10 protein-coding genes, 1 tRNA gene and 3 pseudogenes are annotated in these 15100 nt (G+C 67.8%); 11 read left to right on the plus strand and 3 right to left on the minus strand.

The features are described from left to right. Positions 1–2: 2 nt before the first annotated feature. Genes F1642_RS04675 through F1642_RS04685 form a run of 3 tightly spaced genes read left to right on the plus strand, consistent with a single transcriptional unit; the run spans position 3 to position 3876 of the window. A complete protein-coding gene (locus F1642_RS04675; protein WP_194885600.1) occupies positions 3–1733 on the plus strand; it encodes a capsule biosynthesis protein in 1731 nt (576 codons plus the stop codon). Further along, a complete protein-coding gene (gene kdsA, locus F1642_RS04680) occupies positions 1730–2572 on the plus strand; it encodes a 3-deoxy-8-phosphooctulonate synthase (protein ID WP_194885601.1) in 843 nt (280 codons plus the stop codon). Before F1642_RS04675 ends, kdsA begins: the two co-directional genes overlap by 4 nt. Beyond that, positions 2569–3876, plus strand: a complete 1308-nt coding sequence (locus F1642_RS04685) for a mechanosensitive ion channel family protein (protein WP_194885602.1) — start codon at positions 2569–2571, stop codon at positions 3874–3876. The genes kdsA and F1642_RS04685 overlap by 4 nt, the downstream gene beginning before the upstream one ends. Here F1642_RS04685 and F1642_RS04690 read toward each other — a convergent pair. Further along, positions 3873–5043, minus strand: a pseudogene (locus F1642_RS04690) (NAD(P)/FAD-dependent oxidoreductase). The gene F1642_RS04685 and the pseudogene F1642_RS04690 overlap by 4 nt on opposite strands. Before the next feature lie 94 nt (positions 5044–5137). On the opposite strand from F1642_RS04690, the gene F1642_RS04695 reads away from it, so the two are divergent. Further along, positions 5138–5212: transfer RNA gene (locus F1642_RS04695), tRNA-Gln, on the plus strand. 53 nt (positions 5213–5265) lie between these two features. Here the strand turns inward: F1642_RS04695 and F1642_RS16335 are convergent. Next, positions 5266–5769, minus strand: a complete 504-nt coding sequence (locus tag F1642_RS16335) for an IclR family transcriptional regulator (protein ID WP_370582780.1) — start codon at positions 5767–5769, stop codon at positions 5266–5268. A gap of 124 nt (positions 5770–5893) precedes the next feature. Further along, positions 5894–6058, minus strand: a pseudogene (locus F1642_RS16340) (helix-turn-helix domain-containing protein); the annotation flags it as partial. Between the two features lie 171 nt (positions 6059–6229). Between F1642_RS16340 and F1642_RS04705 the strand changes: the two are divergent. The 7 genes and pseudogenes from F1642_RS04705 to F1642_RS04735 form a co-directional block, all read left to right on the plus strand. Continuing rightward, positions 6230–7348 (plus strand): annotated as a pseudogene (locus F1642_RS04705) (M81 family metallopeptidase); the annotation flags it as partial. Positions 7349–7704: 356 nt separating this feature from the next. Beyond that, positions 7705–9270, plus strand: a complete 1566-nt coding sequence (locus F1642_RS04710; protein ID WP_045998967.1) for an ABC transporter substrate-binding protein — start codon at positions 7705–7707, stop codon at positions 9268–9270. A 54-nt stretch (positions 9271–9324) separates the two neighbouring features. After that, positions 9325–10266: an ABC transporter permease gene (locus tag F1642_RS04715; protein ID WP_045981692.1), complete on the plus strand. Its 942-nt coding sequence runs from the start codon at positions 9325–9327 to the stop codon at positions 10264–10266. Continuing rightward, positions 10266–11141: an ABC transporter permease gene (locus tag F1642_RS04720; RefSeq protein ID WP_045998965.1), complete on the plus strand. Its 876-nt coding sequence runs from the start codon at positions 10266–10268 to the stop codon at positions 11139–11141. The genes F1642_RS04715 and F1642_RS04720 overlap by 1 nt, the downstream gene beginning before the upstream one ends. Then, the gene (locus tag F1642_RS04725) at positions 11141–12814 is read left to right on the plus strand and encodes an ABC transporter ATP-binding protein (RefSeq protein WP_194885603.1); all 1674 of its coding nucleotides are present in this window, start codon (positions 11141–11143) and stop codon (positions 12812–12814) included. Before F1642_RS04720 ends, F1642_RS04725 begins: the two co-directional genes overlap by 1 nt. Further along, the gene (locus tag F1642_RS04730) at positions 12798–13967 is read left to right on the plus strand and encodes a M20 aminoacylase family protein (RefSeq protein ID WP_194885604.1); all 1170 of its coding nucleotides are present in this window, start codon (positions 12798–12800) and stop codon (positions 13965–13967) included. The genes F1642_RS04725 and F1642_RS04730 overlap by 17 nt, the downstream gene beginning before the upstream one ends. Continuing rightward, positions 13964–15094, plus strand: a complete 1131-nt coding sequence (locus F1642_RS04735; protein ID WP_194885605.1) for a M20/M25/M40 family metallo-hydrolase — start codon at positions 13964–13966, stop codon at positions 15092–15094. Before F1642_RS04730 ends, F1642_RS04735 begins: the two co-directional genes overlap by 4 nt. Positions 15095–15100: the final 6 nt, after the last annotated feature.

A 15100-nucleotide genomic window follows, 5' to 3' on the forward strand; every position in this document is an offset into this window, starting at 1 on the left:
CGATGGCCTCGATCACGCCCCAGACGCCCCCGCCGGCGGAACCGACCGCATCGGACAGCCCCGCGCCGCCCCGGTTGGAGGTCGCGCGCCGCAGCGATGCCCCCGCCTCTGACGCGTCCGAACGCCAGGCGCGGCTGGAACGGTTCCTGGCCACCGAACCGATCGACGACGGTCTGGGTGATTTTCGCCTGACCAAGCCCGCAGCGCCGTCCCCCGAAAAGGACACGCCGGCCGCGCCCCCCGCGGATTCTGGCGACATGGAGGCGCGACTGGCCGCAATCCGCGCAGAGAAGCTGACCGAACGCCAGCTGCGCATCGCCAAGCGCATCGCCGCCCTGCACCAGATCGAGGTTTCCTCGGCCGAGGAGGCCGTGCTGCGTCTGCGCGAGCGGGGGATCGATCCGTCCCACCGCACCGCCGTCGGCAGCATCCTGTCGTCGGAGGGCACGCGCGCGCAGGCCGCCCCCTCGCCCAACGCGCCCGCCGTGCGGCAGGCCCCCGTGCCGTCGATCCTACCCGACCGCAGCCCGGCGCCCCCCGGCCGCCCCGCCCTGCCGTCCCGCGAGGAACTGACCGAGGAAAAGCGCGCCGCCGAAATCTATCGCATCCAGCGCGACCTGGCCCGCCGCCGCCGGCGCCGCATGGCAATGCTGGCGATGCGGCTGGCGCTGTTCGTGTTCCTGCCGACCGCACTGGTCGGCATCTATTACGGCCGCTATGCCTCTCCGCTTTACGCAACGGTATCGCAGTTCCAGATCCAGTCGGCCGAAAGCGGATCCGGCGCCAGCGGGCTCAGCGGGATGCTGGGCGGGTCGGGCCTGGGCACGAACCAGGACGCGGTCGCGGTGCAAAGCTATCTGACATCGCGCGACGCGATGCTGCGCCTGGACGAGGACCTGGGCTTCCGGCGCGCCTTCCAGGACCCGTCGGTCGATGCGATCAAGCGCCTGCCCGCGGATGCCACGAACGAGGCAACGTTCAGCCTGTACAAGGATTCCGTCAAGATCGGCTATGACCCGACCGAAGGCGTGCTGAACATGGAGGTCATCGCGCCCGACCCGCAGCTAAGCGAACAGTTCTCGCGCGCGCTGATTTCCTATGCGGAACAGCTTGTTGACGCCCTGACCTCACGCATGCGCTCCGACCAGATGGACGGCGCGCGCGAGACCTATCAGGACGCCGAGGAAAAGATGCTGGCCGCCCAGCTTCGCGTCCAGGAGTTGCAGGAGAGGCTGGGCGTGCTGGACCCCGTCGCGGAAAGCGGCGTGGTCATGGCGCAGGTCAGCATGCTGGAAGGCCAACTGGCCGAAAAGCAGCTGGAACTGGGCCAGTTGCAGTCGAATGCCCGCCCCCTGCAAAGCCGCGTCGATGCGGTGGAGGGCGACATCGCCCGCCTGCGGGACCTGATCACGCAGACCCGCCAGCAGCTGACGCAGGGCAACGACACCCGCAACTCTCTGGCCGCCATCGGCGGAGAGCTGCGCGTCGCCGAGGCCGAGATGCTGACGCGCCAGGAAATGCTGGCCGCCGCCGCCGCCCAGATGGAGACCGCGCGCATCGAGGCGAATAAGCAGGTCCGCTATCTGTCGCTGTCCATCGCGCCTATTCCGCCGGATGAGGCCACCTATCCGCGCGCGTTCCAGAACACCCTGGTGGCATTCCTGGTGTTTTCGGGTATCTATCTGATGCTGTCGCTGACGGCCTCCATCCTACGCGAACAGGTATCGACATGACGACTGCCAAGCATATCCCCATCGGTTCGATCACCTGCGGCAACGACCTGCCGCTAACGGTGATCGCCGGACCCTGCCAGCTGGAAAGCCTGGACCACGCGCTGATGATCGCCGAAGTGATGGCTAGGGCCTGTGCCGATGCTGGGGCGTCTTTCGTCTTCAAGGCCAGCTATGACAAGGCGAACCGCACCTCTCTGTCGGGTCGCCGGGGCTTAGGCATCGACGAGGGGCTGGAGATCCTGGCCGCGGTCCGCGATCGGTTCGGCTGCCCCGTGCTGACCGACATTCATGACGCCGACCAGGCGGTGCGCGCCGCGCAGGTGGTCGACGTGATCCAGATCCCCGCCTTTCTGTGCCGCCAGACCGACCTGTTGCTGACCGCGGGCCGCACCGGCGCGGTGGTCAACATCAAGAAGGGTCAGTTCCTGGCCCCTTGGGACATGCCCAACGTCGCGGACAAGGTCGCCTCGACCGGGAACGAAAACATCCTTCTGACCGAACGCGGGGCCAGCTTCGGCTATAACACGTTGGTGGCCGACATGCGGTCGCTGCCGATCATGGCGCGCACCGGCTATCCGGTGATCATGGACGCGACCCATTCGGTCCAGCAGCCGGGCGGTCAGGGCGGCAGTTCGGGCGGGCAGCGCGAATTCGCCCCGGTCATGGCAAGGGCCGCGGTGGCCCTGGGTGTGGCCGGCGTCTTCATCGAAACGCACGAAGCCCCAGACACCGCGCCGTCCGACGGGCCGAACATGATCCCGCTGGACCGCATGCCCGCGCTGATCGCATCGCTGATGGCCTTCGACCGGCTGGCAAAGGCCGACCCGCTCCCGGCATGATCCGCGTACTGCTGATCCTGTTGACGCTGGCGGCCCCCGTGGCCGCCCAGGTCGCCGATCCGTCAGCACCGTCGACGCCAAGCGGCGCGATCTCGACGCAGGACAACCGGGCGACGGATCTGGCAATCCTGTCGCGCATTTCCAGCATCCTAGCGCAAGTCCCTGAATTCGATGGCGTCCGTGCCAGCGTCGATGCGGGGATTGTGACCCTTGTCGGCGAGGTGACCGAACAGCAGACCATTTCGCGCCTTGAATCGCTGCTGGCGCGCGTCGAGGGGGTCGTCGCGATCGAGGATCAGGTAACCCTGTCCACCGACCTGGGCACGCGGCTGGTCTCGGTCCGCGACAGGTTTCAGTCCCGCCTGACCGCGGTCATCGCGGGCCTGCCCTTCATGGCACTGGGCCTGGCCGTGGGGGCGATAATCGTGCTGGCCGGCGGCTGGTTGTCGCGGCGGGAACGAACCCTGTCGGGGATCGCACCGAACCCGTTCATCGCCGGGTTTCTGGCGCAGACGATCCGGCTGACCGCATGGATCGTGGCGCTTGTCGTGGCGCTGGACCTGATGGGCGCGCGGGCTCTGTTGGGTACATTGCTGGGTGCGGCGGGCATCTTCGGCCTGTCGCTGTCCTTTGCGGCCCGCGACACGATCGAAGGATTCGTGGCCACGATGCTGCTGTCGCTGCGCCAGCCCTTCAACCCGAACGACCTGATCGAGGTGAACGGTTTGCGCGGTCGGGTGATACGCCTGACCAGTCGCGGCACCACCCTGCTGACGCTGGACGGCAATCACATCCGCATCCCGAACCAGATCATCTACAAGGCCGTCCTGACCAATTACACGCGCAACCCCGAACGCCGATTCATGGTCGACCTGACCATCGACCCCGGCGCCGATCTGGGCCGCGCGCGCGATCTGGTGCTCAGGGCGCTGGCGGGGATGGATTTCGTGCTGAAGCGTCCCGAACCCGTTGCCTGGCTGGATGCCCAGGGACCGGATCACGTGGTCATCCGCGCCGGGGGTTGGGTCTCGCAGGACGGCACCGATTTCGACCTGGCGCGCGGAGAGGCGTTTCGCCTGCTGCGCCATGCGCTGGACAGCAAGGGCTATCTGGTGCCGGAACCCGTCCACCGCATCCGCCTGGAACAGCCCGAAGCGGAGGCGCGTCCAAGCCCTGCCCGCCCCTCACGCCCCGCCGATGCGCGCCTGTCCGACCTGAACCCCGACGCCGCGTTCGAGGAGATGGTCGAACGGGGTCGCATCGATGACGGGCGCGACCTGCTCAGCCCGACGCCACGGACCTAGGCGGCGCGCCCGGCGGCATCCGCCGACGCCCAGGCCCACTGAAAATTATAGCCGCCCAGCCACCCCGTCACGTCGACGCATTCACCGATGAACGCCAGTCCGGGCACCTGGCGCGCCTGCATGGTCCGCGCGTCCAGATCGCGCGTATCCACGCCGCCCAGGGTCACTTCGGCGGTGCGATAGCCTTCGGTCCCCACGGGTCGGACCTGCCACCGGTTCACACGCGCGCCCAGCGCGTCCAGCCGGGCGTTCGGCTGATCGGCCAGCCGCGCCTGTGCCAAGCCCGCGTCCGCCGCCACGGATTGCGCAAGGCGTTCCGGCAGCATCTGGGCCAGTACGGTCGCAACCTGCGCCTTGCCACCGCGTGCGGCCTTCAGGTCGGCGGCGATGTCGCGGTCGGGCGCAAGATCGATCGTCAGCACCTCGCCCGCCTGCCAGAAGCTTGAGATCTGCAGGATCACCGGGCCGCTCAGCCCGCGATGCGTGAACAGCAGCGCATCGCGAAAGCTGCCCTTGCCATGCGTGATCCGCGCCTCGACCGACAGCCCGGCCAGCGGACGGCACAGCGCCAGATCCTGTTCCGCCAAAGGTCAGCGGTACCAGCGCGGGCCGCGTTTCGACAAGCCGCAACCCGAACTGGCGCGCCAGATCATAGCCTAGCCCCGTCGCCCCGATCTTGGGAATCGACTTGCCGCCCGTCGCGACGACGACCCGACCCGTGCTGATCGACCCGCCGGAGGTCGCGACCACGAACCGATCACCATCCTTGCTGACGCCGTCGATGCGCGTGCCAAGGCGCAGGTCCGCCCCGGCCATGCGGTCCAGCAGCATGTCGGTGATCTGCGTGGCCTTGCCGTCGCAGAACAACTGCCCCTGGGTCTTTTCATGCCAAGCGATTCCCGCCCGGTCGACCAGATCGACGAAGGCCTGCGGACGATACCGCGCCAAGGCACTGGCTGCGAAGCGCGGGTTGTCCGATAGGAAACGGTCCGGCCCGGTCGCGAGGTTGGTGAAATTGCACCGCCCGCCGCCGGAAATGCGGATCTTTTCGGCGGGCGTCGGCGCATGATCCAGCACCACGACCCGCCTACCCTGCGCGACGGCAGAGCCTGCGCAGAATAATCCGGCCGCTCCGGCCCCCAGAATGACGATATCGGCGTGTTCCATGGCGCGTCGATACCGGGGCTTTGGGATGGGGGCAAGATTTCTGCATTTTTCGTCTTGCACCCATCTGCGGGCTTGGGTAATCACCCTCCACAGTTGGGGCGTGGCCAAGTGGTAAGGCATCGGTTTTTGGTACCGTGTACCGTAGGTTCGAATCCTACCGCCCCAGCCAATATCCAGAAAGTTAAATGATCAGCCGCACTTGGCGGCCATACATGATGTCGCCTACGCTGACATGATGCTGCGCACGGCCTCTGCGGCCAGGGGTGCATTGCGGCGGCGGAACTCCTCCGGATCCCACTCCGAGAGCGATCCGGCGATGTGGATCGCGGCGATCGGGCGGCCCGATGCGTCCGGGATCGCCACGCCAAGGGCCACCTCTCCCATCAGGATCTGCTCCAGCGCCAGCGCGTGGCCGGCCTCTCGCGCCAGCGCGACCTGGTCGCGGATCGCCTGGGGATCGGTCAGGGTCCGGGGCGTCAGCGGCCGAAGACTGGCCTCGTCCAGGATCTGGTCGACCTCGGTCGGGGGCAGCATCGCCATGACGGCCCAACCACCCGACGTGCAGGTCGTGGGCACGCTGTTGCCCACCAAGGTCGCAAAGAACGTCTCGCGCTTGCTTTGCATCCGGGCGGCATAGACCATGCGCTGACCATCGAACAGTGACAAGTCGACCCGTTCGCGGACGTTGCGACGCAGGTCCAGCAGGATCGGACTGGCGCGACGCACCAGCGGGTTTCAGGCGCAGATAGTCGTGCGTCAGGTCCAGGATCGGCAGGTCCAGACGAAAGCCGCGACCATCCTCGGCCAACGTCAGATAGCCCAGTGTGCGAAAGGTGTGCACCAGACGCTGCGCCGCGCTGCGTGTCAGACCGGTCCGCGTGGCGATCTGGCCAAGCGACAGTGCCCCATCGGCATCGCGAAACGCTTCCAGAACGCTCATTCCGCGGGCAAGGGATTGGACGAACAAGGCATTCTCGGCCTGCGGAGCGTCCGGATCGTGATTCTTGCGCTGCATGCAATCTCCGACGTTGACATGATCAATTTTGGGTTAATACACTCGTGATACAATGCAACTGTATCGGATGACAATACATTGCTGACCCAGACGATTCCTGCCCGTCCTTTGCGGATCGCCCTTGCGGGCTTCGTTCATGAGAGCAATTCCTTTGCCCCAAGCCCCGCCGACATGGCGGCCTTTGAACAGGGCGGTGGCTATCTGCCGCTGTGCCGTGGGGCGCAGATCATCGAGCGTGCACGGGACGTGAACCTGCCGATCGCCGGTGTCATCGCGCATGGCGAAAGGCAGGGTTGGCAGATGGTGCCTGTCGTCTGGGCCGGCGCGGTCCCATCGGCCCCGGTGACCGCCGATTGCTATGCCGCCCTGACCGAGGAGATCGTCCAGGGCCTGCGCGATGCGGGGCCGCTGGACGGCGTCTTTCTGGACCTGCACGGCGCGATGGTGGCCGATGGGGCGCCGGACGGCGAAGGCCTGCTGTTGGAGCGGGTCCGCCAGGCAGTCGGGCCGAACACGCCTGTCGTCGCGGCGCTGGACCTGCACGGCAACATCACGGCGCGGATGGTGGACAATGCCGACCTGATGGTGGGGTTCCGCACCTATCCGCATGTCGACATGGCCCTGACCGGGCATCGTGCGGCGCAGCAACTTGACCGCCTGATGGGCGGCGCGCCCAACGCCAAGGCGTTCCGGCAGCTGGATTTTCTGATCCCGATCGCGTGGCAGGCAACCGATGCACAGCCCGCAGCCGGGCTTTATGACCGGGTTGCCGCATGCGACGGTCAGGGCTGTGCGTCGCTGTTCATGGGGTTTCCCGCGGCCGATTTCGCCGACTGCCGCCCCTCGGTCATCGCCTATGCCCAGACGCAGGCACAGGCCGATGCGATGGCCGACGGCCTGGCACAGGCCCTGCGCGAGGCCGAACCCGCGTTCCGCGGCGAATGCCTTAGCCCCGCGGGCGGGGTGGCAGAGGCGATGCGCCGCGCCACCGATCGGCCGGTGATCCTGGTCGACACGCAGGACAATCCCGGCGCAGGCGGCAATTCCGACACGACCGGCATGCTGCGCGCCCTGGTCGAGGCCGATGCCCGGGACGCGGCCATCGGCCTGATCATCGATCCGGAGGCGGCGGCGGCGGCCCATGCCGCGGGGGTGGGCGCGACCATCGATCTGGCCCTGGGCGGTCGGTCCGGCATTCCGGGCGATGCGCCATTTCAGGGCCGGTTCACGGTGGACGCGCTGTCCGACGGGGCCTGCCATGCCACGGGCCCGTTCTATGGCGGCGCGCATCTGGCGCTTGGGCCGTCCGCCTGCCTCAGCATCGGGGGCGTGCGGGTGGCCGTCGCGTCGGAAAAAGGCGCAGATGGCCGATCGTCAGATGTTCCGCTTCCTTGGGATCGTCCCCGAGGAGCAGGCCATCCTGGTCGTGAAAAGCTCGAACCATTTCCGTGCCGATTTCGCCCCCATCGCGGCGGGCGATCCTGACCTGCGCCGCGCCCGGGCCCATGCCCGTCAGCCCGGCAAGCCTGCCCTTTCGCAACCTTGTCCCCGGCATCCGGCTGGAGCCGGGCGGCGCACCCTTCACACCCCCCGCGCAAAGCTGACGCCAAGATCACCCCGCGGACCCGTTCAACAGAGAGGACACCATGCTCAAGAAATTGACTGCCACGCTTCTGGCCTCGACCATGCTGACAGGCGCGGCCTGGGCCGAGACCACCGTCAAGGCCGTGATGCATTCCGGCCTGCGCGTGCTGGACCCCGTTATCACCACCGCCCACATCACGCGCAACCACGCCTACATGATCTACGACGTGCTGATCGCGCAGGATTCCGAATTCCAGCCGCAGCCGCAGATGGCCGACTGGACCATCTCGGACGATCAGCTGACCTATACCTTCACGCTGCGCGACGGGCTGACCTTCCATGACGGCGCGCCGGTGACGGCGGCCGATGCCGTGGCCTCGCTGCAGCGGTGGGGGCAGAAGGACGCGGGCGGACAGGTCATCATGGACCGCACCGCCAGCCTTGAGGCGACCGATGACAAGACGATCACCTGGACGCTGACCGAACCCTTCGTGCCGATGCTGGACGTGCTGTCCAAGCAGTCGGCCCTGCCCCCCTTCATCATGCCCGCCCGCGTGGCCCAGACCTCGGCCGACGAGGCGATCACCGAATACGTGGGTTCGGGGCCGTTCCGCTTCGTCGAGGCGGAGTTCCAGCCGGGGCTGATGGTCGTCTATGAGAAGTTCGACGAATACGTGCCGCGCGACGAACCCGCCGACTGGATGGCCGGCGGCAAGGTCGTCAATGTCGACCGCGTCGAATGGGTCAACATGCCCGACGTCCAGACCGCCGTGAACGCGCTGTCGGGCGGAGAGATCGACTATATCGAGGCGATGCAGGTCGACCTGATCCCGCTGCTGGAGGGTGATCCGAACATCGTCGTCGAGACGCGCGAGCCGACCGGCATGCAGACGATGACGCGGATGAACTTCCTGCACCCGCCCTTCGACAACGTCCAGGTCCGCCAGGCGGCAATCAAGGCGATCACCCAGGAACCGGTCCTGGCCGCGATGGTCGGCAACCCCGAATATTATTCGGTCTGCGGCGCCATCCTGGGCTGCGGTACGCCGCTGGAGAACGCGATCGGCACCGAAACCCTGACCCAGGGCGGCGGCGCCGAGGAGGCGCGGGCGCTGCTGGAACAGGCGGGCTATGACGGCACGCCGGTCGTGCTGATGGCGCCCACCGACATGGTGGCGCTGGCCACTCAGCCCGTCGTCGTGTCGCAGATGCTGCGCGAGGCCGGGTTCCAGGTCGAGCTGCAGCCGATGGACTGGCAAACGCTGGTCACCCGCCGTGCCAGCCAGGCAGCCCCGGCCGAAGGGGGCTGGAACGTGTTCATCACAAACTGGATGGTGCCGGAGATCTCGAACCCGATCTCGAACCCGATGCTGAACGGACGCGGCGACGACGCCTGGTTCGGCTGGCCGACCGACGAGACCATCGAGGGTCTCAAGGAGGAGTTCATCGACGCCCCCGACGCAGCAGCCCAGGCCGCGGTCGCCGAGAAGATCCAGGCCCATGCCCTTGAGAACGGCCTGCTGATCCCTCTGGGTCAGTACACCCTGCCGCAGGCCCGTCGCACCACGATCACCGAGATGATCAACTCGCCCGTGCCGGTCTTCTGGGGCCTGCAGAAGTCCGAGTGATCGAAAGCAGGGGGCGGTCCTGCCGCCCCCCACCCACCTGATCGGAGAAACCTGATGCTGGGGTACATCCTGCGGCGCATTCTGGCCGTCATTCCGGTGATGCTGCTGGTCGCCGTCTTCGTCTTCCTGCTGCTGCGCCTGACGCCGGGCGACCCGGCCGCGATCATCGCGGGCGACATGGCGACCCCCGCCCAGCTGGAGCGCATTCGCGAGGCCATGGGCCTGAACGATCCGCTGCACATCCAGTTCGTGACCTGGGTCGGACAGCTGCTGCGGGGCGATCTGGGCGTGTCGCTGATCTCGAACACGCCGGTGGCCACGATGGTCGCCGACCGCATCGCGCCGACCCTGTCCATTGCGGTGCTGACCATCGTGATGTCGGTCGCGATCGCCGTGCCGATGGGCGTCCTGGCCGCGTGGAAGCATCGCAGCATGGCCGATTACGCGGTGATGACCTTCTCGGTCCTGGGGTTTTCGGTGCCGGTCTTCGTGATCGGATACCTGTTCATCCTGGTCTTCTCGCTGCAGCTGGGCTGGTTCCCGGTGCAGGGATACACGCCCCTGTCGTCGGGCCTGGGCGGGTTTCTGTCAAATGCCTTCCTGCCCGCGCTGACGCTGTCCACCATCTATGTCGCGCTGATCGCGCGCATGACGCGGGCCAACATGCTGGAGGTGCTGGGCGAGGACTATATCCGTACTGCCCGCGCCAAGGGGGCCCCGGAACGCACCGTCCTGTTCCGCCACGCGCTGAAGAACGCGGCCGTCCCGATCCTGACCGTGATCGGCACCGGCTTTGCCCTGCTGATCGGCGGCGTGGTGGTGACCGAGACCGTCTTCAACATCCCCGGCGTGGGCCGCCTGACGGTCGATGCGATCTTGGCGCGCGACTATCCGGTCATCCAGGCGATGATCCTGCTGACCAGCTTCCTCTATGTGCTGGTGAACCTGCTGATCGACCTCAGCTACAGCCTCTTTGACCCAAGGATCCGTTACTGATGGCACAGGTACCGCAACCGACCTCGGCGATGCAGCCGGTCCTGCGCGCGCTGCGCCTGCCGCATCTGGGCGCAGGCAGCAAGATCGCGGCGCTGGTGCTGGCCGTCATCGTCGTCCTGACGCTGCTGGCGGGCTGGATCGCGCCGCATGACCCGCTGGCGATGAACCCCATGGCCCGCCTGCAGGGCCCGATCGAGGGCCATCCCCTTGGCACCGACAATTTCGGCCGCGACATCTTCAGCCGCGTGCTGATCGGGGGACAGCTGTCGCTGATCATCGGCATCGCCACGGCGGTGGTGTCGGTCCTGCTGGGCCTGATCATCGGCATGATCGCGGGGTTTTTCCGCACGGCGGACGCGATCATCATGCGGGCGATGGACGCGCTGATGGCGATCCCCTCGATCCTGCTGGCCATCGCGCTGGTGGCGCTGAACGGCCCGTCGGTCGGATCGGTCATCGCCGCGATCACCATCCCCGAGATCCCCCGCGTCGTGCGCCTGGTCCGCGCCGTGGTCCTCTCCGCGCGCGAGGAGCCCTATGTCGAGGCCGCGATCGCGCTTGGCACGCCGATGCGCAAGATCCTGGTGCGCCACCTGGTGCCGAACACCACCGCGCCCCTGATCGTGCAGGGCACCTACATCCTGGCCAGCGCCATCCTGACCGAGGCGATCCTGTCCTTCCTGGGTGCAGGCGTCAGCACCGAGACCCCCACCTGGGGCAACATCATGGCCGAGGGTCGGCTGTTCTTCCGCATCAAGCCGGAACTGATCCTCTATCCCGGCATCGCGCTGTCGCTGTGCATCCTGTCGATCAACCTTCTGGGCGACGCGGCACGCGACATGCTGGACCCGCGGCTGAAGAAAAGGGCAGGCTGATGCAGTTCAAGACACGTAATTTCGACGCGGCCGACGTGGTGCTGCAGGCCCGCGACCTGACCGTGACCCTGCCCGAGACGCCGGGAAACCCCGCGGTCCTCAAGGGCATCGACGTGACCATCCGCGCGGGCGAGACCGTCTGCCTGGTGGGCGAATCCGGGTCGGGGAAATCGGTCACCTCGCTGGCGATCATGGGGCTCTTGCCCGACGCGCTGCGCGTCGCGGGGGGCACGATCCAGTTGCAGGGGCGCGACCTGTTGCCCCTGACACAGGCGCAGATGCGCGACCTGCGCGCGGCCCGCGTCGCGATGATCTTCCAGGAGCCCATGACCGCACTGAACCCGGTCCTGCGCGTGGGCGACCAGATCATGGAGGTGATGGAACTGCACACCGACCTGCCCGCCGCGGAGCGCCGCCGTCGCGCGGTGGCGATCATGGAGCAGGTCGATCTGCCCGATGTCGAACGCATCTTTCGCAGCTATCCGCATCAGCTGTCTGGCGGCCAGCGCCAGCGGATCATGATCGCGATGGCGCTGGTTCTGGAACCCGTCCTGCTGATCGCGGACGAACCCACGACCGCGCTGGACGTGACCACGCAAAAGCAGATCCTGGCGCTGATCGACGAATTGCAGCGCGACCATGGCACGGCGGTGCTGTTCATCACACATGACATGGGCGTCGTCGCCGAGATCGCCGACACCGTCTATGTCATGAAGCAGGGAGAGATCGTCGAACACGGCGCGGTCGAGACGCTACTGCGCGACCCGCAGGCGGACTATACCCGCAAGCTGCTGAAGGCCGTGCCCAGCCTGTCGCCCCGCGAAGCCCGGCCCCAGGCGGCGGATGCCGTCCTGCGGGTCGAGCGGCTGAACAAGATCTATGGCGGCGGCGGCATCCTGCGGAAGCTTCCGCAAGCGCATGCCGCCAAGGACGTGACCTTCGCCCTGTCGCGCGGCCGCACCCTGGGGATCGTCGGCGAGAGCGGGTCCGGCAAGTCCACCGTCGCGCGCTGCATCATGCGGCTGATCGACCCCAGCTCGGGGCGCATCCTGCTGGACGATGCCGACATCGCGAACCTTTCGCGCGGCGCGTTGCGCCCGCACCGCCAGAAGCTGCAGGTGGTGTTCCAGGACCCGATGCGCTCGCTGAACCCCCGCTGGACCATCGGCGAGAGTCTTATCGAGGGGCCATTGAACTATGGCACCAGCCGTGCGGACGCGATGGCCGAGGCCGCGCGCCTGATGGGCGTCGTGGGCCTGCCCGCCGACGCGCTGGCCCGCTATCCGCACCAATTCTCGGGCGGGCAGCGGCAGCGCATCGCGATCGCCCGCGCGGTGATGATGCGCCCCGACGTGCTGGTCGCGGACGAGGCCGTGTCGGCGCTGGACGTGTCGGTGCAGGCGCAGGTGCTGGACCTGCTGGACCAGCTTCAGCGCGACCTGGGCATCGCCATCGTCTTCATCACCCACGATCTGCGGGTCGCCGCCCAGATCTGCGACGAGGTGATCGTCATGCAGCGCGGCGCCGTCGTGGAACACGGCCCCGCGGGCGAGGTGCTGGCCGCGCCCGCCCATCCCTATACCCGCGCCCTGATCGAGGCCGCTCCCGGCCGGTCATGGGACTTCCAGAACTTCCGTGCCATGCCAGAGGTGAGACATGCCGAACCTGCCTGAGATCGATGCCGCCGTCCCGGAACTGACCGAGATTTTCCGCGACCTGCACGCGCACCCGGAAATCGGCATGGAGGAGGTCCGCACCAGCGCGGTCGTTGCGGCCAAGTTGCGCGAATGGGGCGTGGACGAGGTCCACGAGGGCGTGGGCAGGACCGGCGTCGTGGGCATTGTGCATGGCCGGGGTCAGGGCAACCGCCGCATCGGCCTGCGCGCCGACATGGACGCGCTGCCGATCCACGAGGCGACGGGGCTGCCCCATGCCTCGACCCAGGCCGGCAAGATGCATGCCTGCGGCCATGACGGGCACACGACCATGCTGCTGGGGGCCGCGCAGTATCTGGCGCGGACGCGCAATTTCGACGGCACCGCGGTCCTGATCTTCCAGCCCGCCGAGGAGGGTCTGGGCGGCGCCCGTGCCATGATCGCGGACGGGCTGTTCCAGCGATTCCCGGTCGACGAGGTCTATGGCATGCACAACCAGCCGACCGGCCAGCCGGGCCGCGCGACGCTGTGCAAGGGTCCGGCCATGGCGGGGGCGTCCTTCTTCGACATCACCGTGACGGGCAAGGGCAGCCATGCCGCCATGCCGCAGCAGTCGCGCGATGCGCTGGTCGCGGCATCGGGGCTGGTGGGGCAGTTCCAGACGATCCTGGGCCGCAACGTCGCGCCGCTGGATCAGGCCGTGCTGTCGGTGACCCAGATCCATGCGGGCAGCGCCTATAACGTCGTGCCCGAGACCGCGACCCTTGCCGGCACGATCCGCTTCTTCCGCCCCGAGGTCCGCGACCTGATGCAGGCGCGGATGCGCGCCATCTGCGAGGGTGCCGCGCAGGCCTTCGACCTGCGGATCACCTGCGACTTCCGCGAGATCTTCGACGTGCTGGTGAACGATGCCGACCTGTCGGACGCCTGGACCCAGGCCGCAGCCGACGTTCTGGGCGCGGACAATGTGCGCGACGATTCCCAGCCCTTCACCGGGTCCGAGGATTTCGCCGACATGCTGCAGCAGGTCCCCGGCGCCTATGGCAACGTGGGCCATGCGGGCACGGTGCCGCTGCACAATCCCGGCTTCGTGCTGGACGAGGGCATCCTGCCCGTCGGCGCGTCGATCTATGCGCGGCTGATCGAACGCCGCCTGCCGGTGGCGGCATGAGCGCGTTGGACCTGCCCTTCGACGCGGAGGAGATGCTGACGGGCCTGCGCCCCTGGATCGAATGCGAAAGCCCGACCTGGGACGCGGCCGCCGTCAGCCGGATGATGGACCTGGCCGCGCGCGATCTGTCCGCAATCGGCGCCACGGTCGAGACGGTGCCGGGCACCAAGGGCTTCGGCACATCGATCCGCGCCACCTTTCCGCATGCCGACCAGGGCAAGCCGGGCATCCTGGTGTCGGGGCACATGGACACGGTTCATCCCGTCGGCACGCTGGAGAAGCTGCCCTTCCGCGTCCAGGACGGCAAGGCCTGGGGGCCGGGCATCATGGACATGAAGGGCGGCAATTACGTCTTTCTGGAGGCGATGCGCCAGATCGCGCGGGCCGGGCTGACCACGCCTTTGCCGGTCACGTTCCTCTTCACCCCCGACGAGGAGGTCGGCACCCCCGCCACCCGCGGCCTGATCGAGGATGCCGCCCGCGGCCAGCGCGCCGTGCTGCTGCCCGAACCCGCGCTTCCCGACGGGGGCGCGGTGATCGGGCGATACGCCATCGCGCGCTTCGACCTGCTGACCCATGGCCGGCCCAGCCATGCGGGCTGGGCGCTGAAGGACGGGCGGTCGGCCATCGCCGCCATGGCCCGCCGCATCCTGCAGATCGAGGCGATGACCACCGAGGACTGCACCTTCTCCGTGGGCGTTATCCATGCCGGGCAATGGGTGAACTGCGTGGCCTCGGAATGCCGTGCCGAGGTCCTGTCCATGGCCAAGACCCAAGCCGACCTGGACCGCGGCGTCGCGGCCATGCTGGCGCTGCAGGGCGAACAGGACGGGGTCGAATTCACCGTCACCCGCGGTGTCACCCGCCCGGTCTGGGAGCCGCAGCCGGGTACGATGGCGCTCTATGACCTGGCGCGCGACCTGTCGGCGCAGATCGGGTTCGAGCTGTCCTCGGACCGGTCGGGCGGCGGGTCGGACGGCAACTTCACCGGCGCGATGGGCGTGCCCACGCTGGACAGCATCGGCGTGCGCGGCCGCGGCCTGCACACGCTGGACGAACATATCGAGATCGACAGCCTGCCCGAGCGTGCGCGCCTGGCCGCGGGCCTGCTGACCCGGATTATCTGAGGACCC

It is taken from the genome of Paracoccus sp. NBH48 (genome assembly GCF_015390265.1).
GTDB classification, from domain to species: domain Bacteria; phylum Pseudomonadota; class Alphaproteobacteria; order Rhodobacterales; family Rhodobacteraceae; genus Paracoccus; species Paracoccus marcusii.